10 protein-coding genes are annotated in these 14,350 nt (G+C 42.4%); 9 read left to right on the top strand and 1 reads right to left on the bottom strand.

From position 1 onward, the window contains the following. Positions 1 to 2: 2 nt before the first annotated feature. The 5 genes from DPG01_RS00565 to ligA all read left to right on the top strand — a co-directional run bounded on the left by DPG01_RS00565 (position 3) and on the right by ligA (position 8,250). Positions 3 to 806 carry a sulfite exporter TauE/SafE family protein gene (locus DPG01_RS00565; RefSeq protein ID WP_110973854.1) on the top strand — a complete coding sequence of 268 codons (804 nt, stop codon included), beginning with the start codon at positions 3 to 5 and terminating at the stop codon, positions 804 to 806. A gap of 160 nt (positions 807 to 966) precedes the next feature. Continuing rightward, the gene (locus DPG01_RS00560) at positions 967 to 1,662 is read left to right on the top strand and encodes a GntR family transcriptional regulator (protein ID WP_086208747.1); all 696 of its coding nucleotides are present in this window, start codon (positions 967 to 969) and stop codon (positions 1,660 to 1,662) included. A gap of 10 nt (positions 1,663 to 1,672) precedes the next feature. Then, positions 1,673 to 5,125 carry a chromosome segregation protein SMC gene (gene smc, locus DPG01_RS00555; RefSeq protein ID WP_110973853.1) on the top strand — a complete coding sequence of 1,151 codons (3,453 nt, stop codon included), beginning with the start codon at positions 1,673 to 1,675 and terminating at the stop codon, positions 5,123 to 5,125. Between the two features lie 4 nt (positions 5,126 to 5,129). Beyond that, on the top strand, positions 5,130 to 6,116 hold the full coding sequence (locus DPG01_RS00550) for a cell division protein ZipA C-terminal FtsZ-binding domain-containing protein (protein WP_110973852.1): 987 nt from the start codon (positions 5,130 to 5,132) through the stop codon (positions 6,114 to 6,116). Positions 6,117 to 6,210: 94 nt separating this feature from the next. After that, positions 6,211 to 8,250, top strand: coding sequence for an NAD-dependent DNA ligase LigA (gene ligA, locus DPG01_RS00545; RefSeq protein WP_110973851.1), 2,040 nt, complete (start codon positions 6,211 to 6,213; stop codon positions 8,248 to 8,250). A gap of 355 nt (positions 8,251 to 8,605) precedes the next feature. Here ligA and DPG01_RS00540 read toward each other — a convergent pair whose 3' ends face one another. Continuing rightward, positions 8,606 to 9,673, bottom strand: a complete 1,068-nt coding sequence (locus tag DPG01_RS00540) for an SDR family oxidoreductase (protein WP_110973850.1) — start codon at positions 9,671 to 9,673, stop codon at positions 8,606 to 8,608. A gap of 265 nt (positions 9,674 to 9,938) precedes the next feature. Between DPG01_RS00540 and DPG01_RS00535 the strand changes: the two genes are divergently transcribed. From DPG01_RS00535 to DPG01_RS00520, 4 genes are all read left to right on the top strand, one after another. After that, positions 9,939 to 12,080 (top strand): TonB-dependent receptor, encoded by a 2,142-nt coding sequence (locus DPG01_RS00535; RefSeq protein WP_228156947.1) that lies wholly within the window; start codon positions 9,939 to 9,941, stop codon positions 12,078 to 12,080. Positions 12,081 to 12,153: 73 nt separating this feature from the next. Beyond that, positions 12,154 to 12,444 carry a hypothetical protein gene (locus DPG01_RS00530; RefSeq protein WP_162622312.1) on the top strand — a complete coding sequence of 97 codons (291 nt, stop codon included), beginning with the start codon at positions 12,154 to 12,156 and terminating at the stop codon, positions 12,442 to 12,444. Further along, complete coding sequence (locus DPG01_RS00525) at positions 12,410 to 12,703, top strand: hypothetical protein (RefSeq protein ID WP_110973848.1); 294 nt, start codon at positions 12,410 to 12,412, stop codon at positions 12,701 to 12,703. The genes DPG01_RS00530 and DPG01_RS00525 overlap by 35 nt, the downstream gene beginning before the upstream one ends. Before the next feature lie 3 nt (positions 12,704 to 12,706). Next, positions 12,707 to 14,338 carry a PepSY-associated TM helix domain-containing protein gene (locus tag DPG01_RS00520; RefSeq protein WP_110973847.1) on the top strand — a complete coding sequence of 544 codons (1,632 nt, stop codon included), beginning with the start codon at positions 12,707 to 12,709 and terminating at the stop codon, positions 14,336 to 14,338. Positions 14,339 to 14,350: the final 12 nt, after the last annotated feature.

Below are 14,350 nucleotides of genomic sequence, written 5' to 3'. Positions count from 1 at the left end.
TCATGGAGTTAATCATATATTTGCTGATTGGTGCAATCGCTGGTTTTACTGCGGGGCTGTTTGGCGTTGGTGGCGGGCTGATTATTGTACCAATTTTATATGTGGTGTTTACTCATCTGAACTATGATCCCAGTGTCATTATGCATATGGCAGTGGGAACTTCGTTGGCCACAATTATTGTCACTTCAATGAGCTCCGTGAGTGCGCACCATAAACGGGGAGCAGTGTTGTGGTCGGTATTTCGTAATTTAGCTCCTGGGTTGGTTGTGGGGGCATTTTTAGGTGCAGGCATTGCTGACTATATGTCGGGACATGGCTTACAACTGCTCATTGGTTTCTTTGCTGTTTGGGTGGCCTACAAAATGTTTAGTGGCGCACATGTCGAGGTCGATCCATCGCGTCAGTTACCTTCAACAGGACGACAGTTATTTGCTGGAGCAGGTATTGGTGTGGCTTCTGCGATTTTTGGCATTGGTGGTGGAAGTTTGACAGTGCCGTACTTAAACCGGCACGGGGTCGTTATGCAAAAAGCAGTGGCGACATCTGCAGCTTGTGGCTTACCTATTGCAGTAGCTGGTGCTTTGGATTTTATGTGGTTTGGTCATCGAGCTGAGGTCAATGTACCGAATACCATTGGTTATATTCATGTCTACGCCTTTTTCGGGATTGCGATGATGAGCTTCATTACTGCGAAGTTTGGTGCGAAAGTGGCGCATCTTTTATCGCCTGCAATGTTGAAAAAGTGTTTTGCGGGGTTATTAATTGTCGTTGGGCTATATTTTATTTATCAAGGTTTTAGTTCTTAAATAAGCGCGAAAATCTTGTCTAGCTTGATTTTCATTGGCATTATAGACGGTAAAATTGTCTGACAATGACATGGTGTTTACCGTTTAATCTCAGGTAAAACTTAAAAATAGGTCACTAAAGACCATGGATTGCATCTTATAAAAACAAGTTAGGAACAGTATGCAAGCACATGATACAGAGAGTTTGTCCGAACAAATTGCCAAGCACATCAGTGAACAAATTATTCGCGGTGAGTTGGTTGAAGGTGAGCGAATACAAGAATTACGTATTGCCGCAGAACTGGATGTGAGTCGCGGTTCTGTGCGTGAAGCTTTGTTATTGCTTGAACGTACCCATCTGATTGAAATTTATCCGCGCCGTGGCGCGATTGTCTCAGAAATGTCAGCCCAACAAGTGCGCGCATTGTTTGATACCAGTAGCCTGCTTTTGGGGCAAATTGTGCAACGTATTGCGGAGACATGGCGTAGCTATGAAGCGGAACGTTTGCAATTGTTATTGGATGAATTGAGCAACCAGTTGAAACAAGGCAGTATCGAAAAATTTTATGATTTAATTTTTGAAGGATTGGCACGTCAGCATGAAATGGTGGGCAATCCTTATCTGATGAAGTTCTATCAAGAGCTATTACCCTCGATACGTCGAAGCTATTTTTTAACCTTAAATACTTCACGTAGAGAGTTACAAGAATCTTATGATTTATTTAAACTAGTGACTGATGCGGTTTTAATCAGAAAATCACAACAAGCTACTTTATTTATGGAAGATTTTTGTCGACACTTACGTAACTTGGTGTTGGAATCTCTGACCCGAATGAAACAAATTGAACTTGCGTGGGCGAGACGCTCACGACGTTAGTCAGGACATTATGCGTTTAAGCAGTTTAAAACTTTCCGGCTTCAAATCTTTTGCCGACAGTACTACATTACACTTTAAAGATAGCCGTACCGCTGTGGTTGGGCCGAATGGTTGTGGTAAATCCAATGTAATCGACGCGATCCGTTGGGTCATGGGTGAATCCAGTGCACGTCAGTTGCGTGGTGGCAGTATGCAGGATGTCATTTTTACAGGCACGGCAAAGCGCAAGCCGGTTAGTGTCGCAAGTGTAGAACTACGTTTTGACAACACCTATGGCAAGTTAGGTGGCAGTTATAATGCCTATACTGAACTGGCAGTTAAGCGTCAGGTCAACCGAGATGGTAAGTCTGAATACTTTTTAAATGGCACCAAATGTCGTCGTCGGGATATTACCGATATATTCTTGGGCACAGGTTTAGGGCCACGTTCTTATTCGATTATTGAACAGGGCATGATCAACCGTTTGGTCGATGCAAAACCTGAAGAAATGCGGGTTTTTATTGAGGAAGCCGCAGGAGTTTCACGTTATCAAGCACGTCGCCGTGAAACTTTATTGCATTTGGATCACACCACGCAAAACTTATCGCGTTTAGAAGATATTGCCTCTGAGTTAAGATCACAGTTAAAAACTTTAAAACGGCAGGCTGAAACCGCGATTCAGTACAAAACACTGGAAAGTCAAATTCGCACCATTAAAGTCGAAGTTTTATCTTTTCAATGCGAACAAAGCAGTCGTTTACAACAAGAATATACGCTACACATGAATGATTTGGGCGATCAGTTCAAGTTAGTCCGTTCAGAGTTAACCACTTTAGAGCATGATTTGACTTCAACCAGTGAGCTATTTCAACGCCTGATTCAGCAGTCCACGCCTCTACAGAGTGAGTGGCAACAGGCAGAGAAAAAGCTGGCTGAGTTGAAAATGACTTTGGAACAAAAGCAGAGCCTGTTCCAGCAAAATACGACGACTTTGGCACAGCTTGAACAGCAGAAGACGCAAACCAAAGAACGTATGCAGTTGATCGAGTTGCAACTGGAAAGTTTGCACGAACAAAATGAGCTTCATACCGAACAGTTACAACAGCAAGAAAGTCAAAACCAACAGCAAAGCCAAGGCTTAACGGATTTAAAAGCACAGCAGCAACAATTGCTTCAACAGTTTGAACAAGTCAAAAGTTTGGTTGAAAAGCAACAGCAACAAAAAACGCAAATGTTGGCGCAAAGTGAACAGTTGGCCAAAAACATTTTACGTTTTGAACAACAAAAGCAAATTTTAGAGCAGCAAGCGGCGCAAATTCAAAACCAAAGCCAGTTGGATGCGATAGACCAATTGTTGCATGCCAAGCAAGACGCTGAGGCACAGCAGTTACAACGTGAGCAAAGTATCATTGAGGTGCAGTTACAGCTGGATGATTTGCGTATTCAGCACCAAGCTGCTCAAACTGAGTTAAATCAGCACAGGGCAGATATACAGGTCTTAAGTGCAGAACAGAAACATCTAAAGCAGCTATTGGTCAAAGTCAGCGCCTTAAAAAATAGTGATCATCCACAGTTGATGCACGTGCTGAAGCTTAAAGATGCGGCTAAAACCCATGCCACGCTGGTCGAGAAATTCTTAGCCAAATGGCTTTCAGCGCATTGTTTGGAAAATAGCGATGCATTTACCGATGCGGTTGCACGTCAGTTAACGCCTCAGCCACATGTTGAACTAATCGAAATTGCAGGTTGCGATAGCCTAGCCAGTTGGATTGAATCACCGCAGTCCTCTTTGTGGCAACAGGTGGGAGTGACCACGAACTTAAAACAAGCCCTCGCTTTGCAAAAGCAATTGAAAGATGGTCAGTCTCTTCTAAGTTTAGACGGTTATCATGTTGGCGTGGACTGGGTGATTGGTCTGGATTATGACGAAGCGAGCCAAGCTGGACAGGGGGCACTCAGTCATCGAATTCGTTTAGATGAAATTGAACAGAGTCTTGCTGAAAAAACAGGACTTCTGACTCAGCTTGAAACGAAAACCACAGAACTTCGTACTCAAGTTCAAGCAGTAGATGAGCAGTTAAAAGCGGATCAACAGCTATTGAAAAAAGAAGTTCAGGCAACCCAGCAGATTGACTTGAATATCGCCAAAGTACAAAGTACCAACCAAGCCTTTGAAGTGCAAAAACAACAATTGGCCAATCAACTGGCACAGTTAGACAGTCAACTCGAAGAAGATGCCATGCAAAAAGATGATTTGGAGATTGATCTGCATGCATTGAATATTAAGCTTGAGCAAAACTTGCCTAACTACAAAACTATGCAGTTCCAAGTGGAGTCTTTGACTGAGCAACTGGATGATAGCCAGCAGCAGGCACAGCAGGTTTGGCAAGCACTTGAAATGGTACGTCGTCAGGCAGTGCAAACCACACAGCAGATTGAACTGTTAGAAAAAGACCGTACTTTTTTAAAAGCACAGTATCAGCAAATTTTGTCGCAGATGGAACAGGCCAAAAAGTTTATTGACCCTGTACAACTGGAGCTACCTGCCTTAGAAAGCCAGTTTAGTGAACAAGCACAGATCACTGAAAAGCTACAAAAAACATGGTCTGAATGGCAAGTTGAGCTGAATGCGGTGCAAGAGCGTCAGCAGAGTTTGACCGAACAACGTCATCAGCATCAGCAACAAGATGAAAAGCTGAGAACTCAGTTAGAAGAAAAACGTTTGGCGTGGCAAGCTGCAAAGTCAGACTTACAACATTATTCTGAACAGCTGAAAGAGATGAATGTTGAAGCTATTGAGGGTTTGAACATTGAGATCAGTAGCCATCAACAAGTTCTAGAAAAAGCACAGCAGCAGTTTGAGAAATTGGGTGCAGTGAATTTGGCAGCTTCAGAAGAATATGAAGAAGTGTCTAAACGTTTTGAAGAATTGAGTCATCAAATTCAAGATTTGGAAAATACCGTTGAACAGTTGCGTGCTGCAATGAAAAGTATTGACCAAGAAACCCGCAAACTGTTTATGACTACTTTTGATCGGGTCAATGCTGAACTACAAGATTTGTTCCCGAAAGTGTTTAATGGTGGGGAGGCGAGTCTAACTTTAGAAGATGACTGGCAGTCTGGGGTAAAACTGATGGCCCGTCCACCGGGCAAACGCAACAGCTCATTGGCACTACTTTCAGGCGGAGAAAAAGCCCTGACAGCATTGGCCTTGGTGTTTGCGATTTTCCGTCTTAATCCATCGCCATTTTGTGTTTTGGATGAAGTTGATGCGCCTCTGGATGATGCAAACGTGGGAAGATTTTGTAATCTTGTAAAAGAGCTTTCTGAACAGGTGCAATTCATTTACATTACCCATAATAAACTCGCAATGACGATGGCGACCGACTTGTTAGGTGTTACGATGCCTGAACCGGGAACATCAAAATTAGTGACTGTAAATTTAGAACAGGCAAAAGAATACGGTTTAGTCGCGGAGGCCTAATAAGATGGAATACACAACAATTATTGGTATCGTCATAGCAGTGATTATTATGCTGCTTGGCATCAGAATGATTTTCCGAAAGCCGACAGATGCCGCACCATCGCTAGATTCGACTTTGCATATTGATGAAGATAGTCAAAAACCGATTATTCCACGTCATGTCCGTGACCAACTGCAAACGGTGGTCGTGGAACCTGCAGAGCGTAAAGAGCCGATTTTAAGTGATGCTCCAGTCGATGCAACAATAGCGGGAAAAGCTGAACCAAAGGCTTTAGATGCAGATAGTGTAGTCGAGAATACTGATGCTGAACCAAGTTTAGTGGCATCAGCTGACATAGAAAATAAAGCAGTAGACTCAGCCACTCCTGAAAATACTGCAACAGAATCAACGACTGAAAGTACAACCTCAGCGCTTGTCGATGACCAAGCGAGGGCCGATAAAACTGAATTTAGTTTAAATGCCAACGTCGAAAAAGCCGAAATTTCAGAGTTTGACGATGAAAGTAGTATTTTAGATGCACATTTGTATGAGCAAAAAATTGTTGATGATGAAAGTGCCTTAGCCACAGCAGAATCGTTTATTGCCCTGAATGTTTATCCTGAACGTCGCGCGTTGTCTGGTGAGAAAACCTTAAAAGTTTTAATGAAGTATGGCCTACGTTTTGGCGAAATGTCATGTTTCCATCGTTATAACGAAGATGGAACAAAGTTATTGTTCTCTGTGTTGCAAATTACCGATACAGGCATGGATGGTTTTGACTTGGAAAATCTATCGACCGATCCAATTAAAGGCTTGGCATTTTTCTTGGCCTTACCACACCGTGATGTCCAAAATGCCTTTGACACCATGGACAGTATTTCACGTTTGATCGCTCGTGAAATAGATGGAACGGTTTATGACCAAAATAATCAAGAGTTCACGCCCCAACTGCGTGAGCATTGGCGCCACTTGGCGATTGATTACCGTGCTGGACAAGCAATCGACGCTTAATCTGATTGAAAGGAACGATAACGATTTCTATAATAGACAGCAGAAATACAATTTTTAGGGCGGAACAAAGACCGCCCTTTTTTATGGTGAAATTATGACTCAAACTTCGACTGTCGTTGCGCAAATGCGTCAACTGATCCAAATTTTGGCACAGCATAATCATGCTTATTATGTGATGGATCAGCCGACCATTTTAGACAGTGAATATGATCAGCTTTTTCATCAATTGAAAGCTTTAGAAGAACAACACCCTGAGTGTATTCAGCCAGATAGCCCGATCAATAAAGTGGGTGCTAAACCTTTGGCGAAGTTTACGAGCGTGACTCATGTGGTACCGATGCTGTCCTTGGGTAATGTGTTTAATCAAGAAGAACTCTTTGCCTTTGCGCGCCGTGCAGAAGAACGTTTGCCGAATCAAACGATTCAATACGATGTCGAATTGAAGTTTGATGGTCTTGCCATTTCACTGTGGTATGAACAGGGTGTGTTAGTTCGTGGGGTGACGCGTGGTGATGGTGAGACAGGGGAAGACATTACCCAAAACGTCAAAACCATTCGTAACTTGCCGAAGGTGTTGAGCACAGATCAGGGCGAAGTACCTACATTACTAGAAGTTCGTGGCGAAGTTTTGATGCCTAAAGCTGGCTTTGAAAAGCTCAATGCAGAAAATGAAGCCAAAGGTGAAAAGACTTTTGCCAATCCACGAAATGCCGCAGCGGGAAGTCTACGTCAGTTAGACCCGAACATTGCGGCTGCACGTCCACTTGCATTTTATGCTTATGGTATTGCGCAGTGTGAACCCAATCATGGTCAAAGCACCATGTCGGAAAGTCTAGAGTGGTTGCAACAGTTTGGTTTTGCAGTCGGTGAGCGTCATTTTGTTTGCGATAGTATCCAAGAAGTTCAAGCTGTTTATGAGCAAATCAATGCGGAACGACCACAATTGAGTGTGGAAATTGATGGCATGGTGATTAAGGTCAACAGTCTCAAACAACAGCAACAGCTAGGCTTTTTAAGTCGAGAACCGCGTTGGGCAACGGCGTATAAATTCCCTGCGGTGGCTGCGCTTACCACGGTTGAACATATTGACTGGCAAGTGGGCCGTACAGGTACACTGACCCCTGTGGCGCGGTTGAATCCTGTTGCTGTGGGTGGTGTGACCGTTTCAAATGTCACCTTGCATAATATTGGGGAAATTCACCGCCTAGATGTGCGAATTGGCGATACTGTCAGTGTTTACCGTAGTGGTGATGTGATTCCCAAAGTAGAAAAAGTGTGGCCTGAGTTCCGCCCTGTTGATGCCACTGAAGTTGAACTCCCGAGCCAATGTCCCGTGTGTGAATCACCTGTGGTAATGCCCGAAGGTGAAGCTTTAGCACGTTGCTCTGGTGGTTTGTATTGTGCCGCACAGCGTATTGAGGCTATTCGCCACTTCGTATCCCGTAAAGCGCTTGATATTGAAGGTTTGGGAGATCGTTGGGTCGAATCACTGTTACATCTTGATTTGCTTAAAGATGTGGCTGATATTTATCACCTACATGAGCACCGAGAAAAGCTATTAACCATTGAAAAAATGGGTGAGAAGTCCGTTCAGAACTTGATTGATTCGATTGAAAATAGCAAGAAAACGACTTTGGCTGCATTTATTTATGCGCTGGGGATTCGTGGGGTAGGTGAAACCACAGCGCGTATGTTGGCCAATACTTTCCAAACTTTAGATGCGTTACGTGTCGCAGACATTGAAGCTTTAAAGAAAACTCCAGATGTGGGGGATATCACGGCGGAGTGGATTGTCGACTTTTTTCAAGCACCGCATAACCTTGAAGTTTTGGACCGATTATTGGCGGCAGGTATTCACTGGGACGCGCCTGTGACACCAAGTCGCCAACCTTTAAATGGTGAAAGTTGGGTCGTGACAGGGACACTCAGTACGATGGGCCGTGATGAAGCAACACAGCTCTTGCAAGCACTAGGTGCACGTGTCAGTGGTAGTGTGTCGAGTAAAACCAAGTGTGTCGTTGCAGGTGAAAAAGCTGGTTCAAAGCTGGATAAAGCGGAGAAGCTTGGGATTGCTGTGATCAATGAAGCTGAGTTTATTCAACTAATGAAAGATTATGGTCAGTTAGAGGCTTAGATTTTTGATTTGGATCAAAAATATACTGTCTAGATAACTCCGTTCAGTTAAAGTATGACTAAAATGACTTTTAATGATGAGGGATTCATGGCGGTGTCTTACATATTCGCATCAAATGCTTGAAGTTCGTATGTTACTTTGGATTAGCCCAAAGTAACCAAAGGCATGAGTCATCAGCAAAACTCGTTCATTGCTATCAATGAGTAAAATTGTCGCAGAAACATTTTTTTCTCATGTAGTGTTGTCTCGAACAGTTGCTGATGACATTTCGTGTATCCCATACCTTCATTAATTTAGAAAAAGCATAGTGCTTGTCAGCTATGACGTTGACGAGCACTATGCTTTTTATTTATTTTCAAGGAATATATTGCTTGATTACACCGTCATCGAGCAATTGTTGAAAGTGCTCAACGAGACTCTCTTTGACATCTCGGTACTTTAAGCCCAATTCTTTTTGGCTCTTGTTCGCATCAAAATAAATTGGATAACCCATATTCAACTCAACAAACTCGCGGCTAAAGCCAATGAATGGACCAATCACCTTAAAGGCTGCTTTGGGCAGTTCATTTCGTGGAAATGGAAATTTCCAACCAAAATGAGCTTTAAGCAATTGACCGATTTCAAGCAGACTTAAAGTTCCACCACTGACGATGTAACGACCTGTTGCTTCTGGGTTGAATGCTGCTTGTAAGTGCGCTTCAGCAACATCTTGAACATCGACCACACCATTCCACATGGGTGGGACACCTGCTAAAGTCAAGCCATTGGTAAACTGTTGTAAGACCTCAATCGAACCGGACTGTGTATTTGGTGTCAATGAACGACCAAAGACCAACGCAGGGTTAATGCAGACCAACTGCCAACGATCTTGTGCCTCAGCCATTGCCCAAGCTTTACGCTCAGCCATCACTTTAGAATATGGATAAGGCTGATGGGTCTCAGAACTACTGGTGTTCCAGTGACTTTCATCAAAAGTATTATGGTCCGTTTTTAAAATATCAATCGCATCACCATAGGTCGATGCAATACTCGAAGTAACAATGACACGTTTAACGGACTCGGTTTCATTGACGGTGTTTAAGACATTTTCTGTACCCAAAACAGCAGGTTCAATGATGTCTTTCACTGCATCTTTATAGTTGGTGACGACGAAAGGAGAGGCCATATGAAAGACAATTTCACAACCTTGCATCGCTTCTTTAAAGGAATTGGGTTCGAGTAAATTGGCTTTAAATAGTTTCAGTGTTCCTGCACTGCTTTCTGCAATTTGAGATAAATGTGCGAAGCTTTGGGTTTTGTTCAGGTCACGTACAGTGGCATGAACGGTATAACCTTGGGCTAATAATTTTTGAATCACCCAACTGGCAATATAACCCGATGCACCTGTGACCAGTACAGGCGCTTGTGTTGCTAAATTTGTCATAGATCAACCGTTGTTGTTTTAAGTATAGGCTTAGTGTAAACGTGAATGCAGGGAAAGTCTTTGCTTCAGTACCGAACTGATGACTGACTTATTCGTTATTTTACGATAGTTCATTCAATTTAATTCAATATATATAGGGTTTATTGAAAAAGTCCTAAATTTATATTTTAGATCAAATAAATAAGTCAAACGAGAAAATTCAATTAATAATTATTTACATTGTGTATATAATAATCATTATCATTTAGTTTAAGCGTTATTTCAAATGAAAACCTTTTCAAAAAAAATTCTTGCAAGTTCTGTTGGTATTTTAATGATGGGAGGTGGCTGTTTTCAGCTTGCCTTTGCTGAGGAAGAGGTTTCGATTTTACCTGCCTTAAAATCAGAAGCGCAGGCACAACAACAAAACTATGCAGATGGTAAGTTAGCCAAAGAAGCTAAGTTAGGCGCCTTGGGTAATAAGTCTGTCATTGATACCCCTTTTAGTGTCACGACATATACTGCAAAAACAATTTCTGATAATCAAGCTGCGACGGTTTCTGAAGTTCTTAAAAATGATCCAAGTATTCGTGAAACGACCAATTCAGGTCATTTAAATGAAAACATTCAGATCCGTGGTTTTTCTGTAGGTTTTGAAGACTACAACATTAATGGTCTATATGGCATGGCGCCAACTGGACGTATTCCAACAGATATTATTGATTCAGTCACTGTACTTAAAGGTCCTAATGCTTTAGTGGCGGGCATGGCACCAGCTGGGAGTGTTGGTGGTGTGGTCATGGCGCAAACAAAGCGCGCTAATCAAGATCTGACACGTGTAAGTGCAAGCTATGAAGACGATGGTTACTATAAATCAGGCTTTGATGTTGCAAGACGTTTAGGTAATAACAAGGAATTTGGTGTACGTGTTGGTGGCTCTTATGGGCAAGGTGAACATATCATTGATGGGATGGATGATACAAATTCAACAGGGGTCGTGGCACTTGACTATACAACGGATAAGTTAAAACTAAACTTTGACGCTTATGCGGTACGAGATAAGCGTGATAATGGTTCACCTGTTATGGTAAGTATGGGTACAATCAAACAGGTTATTGCGGCTCCGAGTGGGGATAGTAATTTCTTCCCAAACATTCACGGTGAGCAAAGTAGTCAATACTTAGGAGTATCAGGCGAATATAAATTTAGCCCTGATTTAAAAGTATTTGGGGGAGCAGGATATACAGAAAAAGAATATTCTGGACATATTTTTGGCACACGGATGATTGTACAAAATGCGACTACAGGTGCCGCAAGTTCACAGTATTATCGAGTGGGTTATCAAGAACATGCTGTCGCAGCTAATCTTGGGCTAGAAGGTAAGTTTGATACAGGTGCCATCCAACATACACTTGGCTTACGCGCAGATTATCTGACACGTAATTATTGGCAACATTCAGCAGCAACATCAAATGCGTTTAATACTAACCTTTATAACCCAATTGTAGATGCATCTGAACAAATGCCTACGTCATATCCAACTATTGTACCTTATGCCGATAACCGCTATGTCAGCTATACATTAACTGATCAAATGTCGATGTTAGACGATAAATTACAAGTCATTTTAGGTGCTCGGTACCAAGATATTGACACGAAAAATTTATATAAAAAGACGAAATATTCATCAGATAAACTTTCCCCAAGCTTAGGTCTCGTCGTTAAACCATTTGGTGAGGACCTATCTTTCTATGCAAGTTATGTCGAAGGACTATCTGAAGGGGTAACAGTTTCAGATATTACCTATCCAACTGCAACAAATAAGGGGGAGACATTAGCCCCTTATCAAACCAAGCAATATGAACTAGGGACTAAATACCAAGTGGGTTCTTGGCTCAATACTTTAGCGCTTTACCAAATTGAAAAGCCTGAGGTTTATCAGGACACAGTAACTAAGGCTGTTAAAGATGATGCTGAGACACGGTCTCGTGGTATCGAGTTTTCAACAGCGGGACAGCTAACAGAAGATTTAAGTTTGATGGCGAACTTAGCTTATATTGATGCTGAATATGTTAAATCGGGGACAGCATCTCAAGTAGGTAATACTGTAATTGGTACGCCTGATTTTACTGCTGGTCTGGGTATGGACTATAAAATTCCTGTCGTTGACGGCTTGAGTGTAAATGCTCGTGCATCTTATGTGAGTGAACAATACTTAAATACGGATAATAGTTTAGAGTTGCCTGATTATACGATTTTGGATTTGGGGGCTAAATATGCGACAAAAATTGGTGGTGTAAATACAACATTTAGAGCTAATGTAAATAACTTAACCGATGAAAAATATTGGTCAGGAGTCTTTGGTAGTAACTATGCCATTTTAGGTGCTGGTCGTACCTATAAACTTGGTGTCACTTTCGATTTCTAATTTTTGAGATTAGCCCATTGCGATGCAGTGGGCTTTTTTATGTCTGAATGCTGCCTCATTTAAGTTGAAAGCAATGATTAAATTTCTCGGTTTACTCCTGTGCTGTAGTGGTTGTGTCCTGCTGTATTTGACCCATGCTAATCAAACTGTACTCAAGCAGGCTGTGGCGAAAAAGTACCGCTGGGTCGGGCTTACAGGTCTTGTTTTGGCATTGGTTCTTTTACTGTCGGTATTACCAAAACTGGTAGCAGTGTTGATGTGGTTACTGATTCCATTGGTGTTGTGGTCAGCACTACCATTTCTTCCTTTATTACATGGGGCTTTGACGCATGACGTTGCTACGCGATCAAAAGATACAACCTGACTGGTGGACGAAAAGCTTTGCGGGTGCAGTTCTTGGACTTAGTCTAGCTTTCGCTTTAGCTACATTAATTACGATGTGGGGACTTCAATCTGAGCATCGTGGCCTTGCGCCGCAGTTAGGGATGTGGTCGATTCCGTGGATTTGGTTACCACTCTTTTTCGTGGCCTATTTTATTCCACGTGGTTGGCAGTCTATTGTAATTTATATGTTTTTCAATGTCGTGGTTTACGCACTCGTGTTTTGGCTTAGAGGGGAATAGGGTATGAAGGTACGTACAGATATTCTCCGACTTGCCAAAGAGTTGCATACATGGGTCGGGATTTGCGCGGGTATTCTCTTGTTCATCTGCTTTTTTGCAGGTGGGCTAAGTATGTTCCAGCATGATTTGAGTAAGTGGGCAACACCACCACAACAAAGTTTACATACGGTTGAATTGCATCAGTATAATGACTTGGTATCCCAGGTGCAGCAGCGCTATCCTGAAGCGCAAAAAAGCTTTCAGATCAATTTAAACTCTAAAGAGTTTCATCATGCCCCGATCCAGTGGCAACCTGCGCAAAGTCAAGCGCATGATGATCATGACTTTGATACCGATCAAAGTGCAATGTTGGCGACACTGAAACCAGATGGCAGTTTACAGGTTGAACAGGAAAACCTATCCAGACTGGGTTGGTTGATTGAACAACTACATGAAACAGCAGGCATTCCTGGCATGCTTGGGCACCATACACTCGGTGTTTATGTCATGGGTGTGGTATCCGTCTTATATTTTTTGGCGTTGATGACAGGTTTGATTGTTCTCTTGCCAACGTTGGTCAAAGACTATTTTGCGATACGGCAAGGCAAGAACAAAAAACGCTTTTGGCTTGATGCACACAATGTGATTGGCATTACCAGTTTACCGTTTCATATTTTGATTAGTGTAACGGTGATTGTTTTTGCATTTCATGATCTCTTTTATGATGGTTTAGGGCAACTGGTCGCAAAAGGCAAGCCATTGTTTGAGCGTCCTGCTGCGGTGCAGATTGTAGAACCAGTCCCTCCATTGGATGTTGAAAAAATACTCTTGCAGGTACAGCAACAAGCACAGGGCTATGAGGTTTCGTCTGTAAGTTTTAACAATCTCGACCAGCCCGCGAAGGCATCCGCCCGTGTGAGTTTATACAGCCCTGACCAGATGTTACGCGGTGACAACTTCGATGTGATGTTTTTCAATCCTTATCAGCCCGCACCTTATAGTACGGCCAATTTAAATACCCAGAGTTCAGCTCTAGATCAACTGATTCGATCTATGTTCAGTTTGCACTTTGGCAACTATGGCGGAGATTTTACTCGGTGGTTGTATTTGGCTTTGGGGATGGGGGGGGCATTTTTATTTTATTCAGGCAATATTCTATGGATTGAATCGCGTGTAAAGCGACAAAAAAATCCGAATTTAGCACCACCTGCACAGCGCAAGGATGTGCAATTCATTGCAAACTTAACCATAGGGTCATGTTTAGGAACAGTCCTTGGCATTTTTATGAGTATGTTGATTGGGCGTTGGGCTTATGTCCTCAGTCCTGAACTACACAGCATCAATGCATGGTTTATGTATATCTATTATGCAATTTTTATCTTTAGCCTCATTCTTAGTTTTGTACTTGGTGCTGCAAGGGCTTTGCCTACATTGTTACTCTTTATTGCAGTGACTTTATTGCTGTTGCCTTTAACCTCAATGCTTGCTTTGCTGTTGCCCGAGATTGGTTTATGGTCATCTTTTTCCTATTTATGGTGGATTGATGTATTTTCCATTCTTTTTGCGGGGCTATTTTTACGGTTTTATCGTCAAGCACAAGCGCGTGTACAGTCCGCAGAAGTAGGTTCAATTTGGTCTGTTGCTTCATCCAAGTGAGTCTTTTTCAAT

Source organism: Acinetobacter sp. WCHAc060042 (assembly GCF_003231195.1).
Classification (GTDB): Bacteria; Pseudomonadota; Gammaproteobacteria; order Pseudomonadales; family Moraxellaceae; genus Acinetobacter.
Note: the sequence above shows the minus strand (reverse complement) of the source record. Positions and strands in the feature narration are given on the sequence as shown.

Bases quoted from the DNA above. Each gene is read 5' to 3' on its own strand.
- DPG01_RS00540 (WP_110973850.1), bottom strand. From the start codon at position 9,673: ATGACAAATTTAGCAACACAAGCGCCTGTACTGGTCACAGGTGCATCG.
- DPG01_RS00560 (WP_086208747.1), top strand. From the start codon at position 967: ATGCAAGCACATGATACAGAGAGTTTGTCCGAACAAATTGCCAAGCAC.
- DPG01_RS00565 (WP_110973854.1), top strand. From the start codon at position 3: ATGGAGTTAATCATATATTTGCTGATTGGTGCAATCGCTGGTTTTACT.
- DPG01_RS00520 (WP_110973847.1), top strand. From the start codon at position 12,707: ATGAAGGTACGTACAGATATTCTCCGACTTGCCAAAGAGTTGCATACA.
- smc (WP_110973853.1), top strand. From the start codon at position 1,673: ATGCGTTTAAGCAGTTTAAAACTTTCCGGCTTCAAATCTTTTGCCGAC.
- DPG01_RS00535 (WP_228156947.1), top strand. From the start codon at position 9,939: ATGAAAACCTTTTCAAAAAAAATTCTTGCAAGTTCTGTTGGTATTTTA.
- DPG01_RS00550 (WP_110973852.1), top strand. From the start codon at position 5,130: ATGGAATACACAACAATTATTGGTATCGTCATAGCAGTGATTATTATG.
- ligA (WP_110973851.1), top strand. From the start codon at position 6,211: ATGACTCAAACTTCGACTGTCGTTGCGCAAATGCGTCAACTGATCCAA.
- DPG01_RS00530 (WP_162622312.1), top strand. From the start codon at position 12,154: ATGATTAAATTTCTCGGTTTACTCCTGTGCTGTAGTGGTTGTGTCCTG.
- DPG01_RS00525 (WP_110973848.1), top strand. From the start codon at position 12,410: ATGACGTTGCTACGCGATCAAAAGATACAACCTGACTGGTGGACGAAA.